General features: G+C 42.9%; 1 protein-coding gene and 2 pseudogenes. 1 reads left to right on the top strand and 2 read right to left on the bottom strand.

Annotated features, from left to right (window positions below; genetic code table 11):
* A pseudogene (locus tag R8N28_RS26870) lies at nt 1-158 on the top strand (adenylosuccinate lyase); the annotation flags it as partial.
* Between the two features lie 126 nt (nt 159-284).
* On the opposite strand, the gene R8N28_RS26865 reads toward R8N28_RS26870, so the two are convergent.
* Both R8N28_RS26865 and R8N28_RS26860 read right to left on the bottom strand, forming a co-directional pair.
* A complete protein-coding gene (locus R8N28_RS26865; protein ID WP_318183874.1) occupies nt 285-776 on the bottom strand; it encodes a DUF3833 domain-containing protein in 492 nt (163 codons plus the stop codon).
* Nucleotides 777-820: 44 nt separating this feature from the next.
* Nucleotides 821-1,059: pseudogene (locus tag R8N28_RS26860) on the bottom strand (hypothetical protein); the annotation flags it as partial.

Genomic DNA, 1,059 nt, shown 5'->3' with positions numbered 1-1,059 from the left:
AGTTGAAAGAGCTGACTCGCGGCAAGCGCGTAGACGGTGAAGCAATGCGTAACTTCATTGACGGCCTTGAGCTTCCTGAACATGAAAAAGCACGTCTAAAAGAGATGACGCCAGCGAACTATATCGGTCAAGCAATCGAGCTAACTGACAAACTATAATCTCTCAATAATGAGCGAAAAACTAAAAAGGTTGACGTGAAAGCGTCAACCTTTTTGTTTGGAAGCTTACCAACCGAGGCATTCCAATAGAGCATTTTCGCCCAATAGGTGTAGAGCATCGCGGATTTAGGGTTGTTTTTGGAAAAAGAAGGTTATTGTCCCCACCTCCACGCCAAATTTTTTAATTTTGGTCAGGTTGAATACGTGTTTGTCATCTTGTCGGTAAAGCCAATCATCAAAGGCCACGGTCACTGTCGAGTCGTCCATTTTTAACTCAAAGTCATATTGCCATTGCAGAGCGTTACCCTGCTCTTTTCCGTTTGCGAAACCAATAATGTCATCTGCTTTGCCTGTATACCTGCCATCCTCTGCTCGAGAAATAGTCCAAACACGCTGGTCGGTTTCACCATCGTCAAAAACAAAGTCCTCAACAAGAACCAATTCATCACCCGTTATCGTACCGACAATATCAACCTCAAAGCGGCGTGTTTGTTTCTCGGAATAATCTTGCACCATTCCCCATGCCTTCACATTGCCATCAAAATATTCAAATAAATTAAATGGCGGCGTAGATGCTTGGTAATTGTCTATATCCGCCGAGCAAGCAGTCAACGTCATAGCAACGCACACAGCAAAGTATCGCAATAATGTTTTAAAGATGTTCACGGTCTGACTTGTCCTATAAGTTGTTTACGCAGCTTTGGAAATTCCGTTTTTGGTGACAACCAAATGGACAGGAATGCATCATTCATACGTTCGTCCGTTATTTCGCCAACCATTTTTTGCGTTTTAGTTCCTGCTTGGCGATAGATTATCTGTCCCTTATCTCCATCAGTGACGTAGGTAAGTTCATCGCCATTTTTGATACTTGGGAAGATAACGCTCAATTGAGTAATCCATT

The organism is Vibrio sp. Vb1554 (assembly GCF_033344235.1).
This window is presented reverse-complemented; position numbering and strand designations above follow the sequence as displayed.

Excerpts from the sequence above, each read along its gene's own strand:
- R8N28_RS26865 (WP_318183874.1), bottom strand. The coding sequence starts at position 776 with ATGACGTTGACTGCTTGCTCGGCGGATATAGACAATTACCAAGCATCT.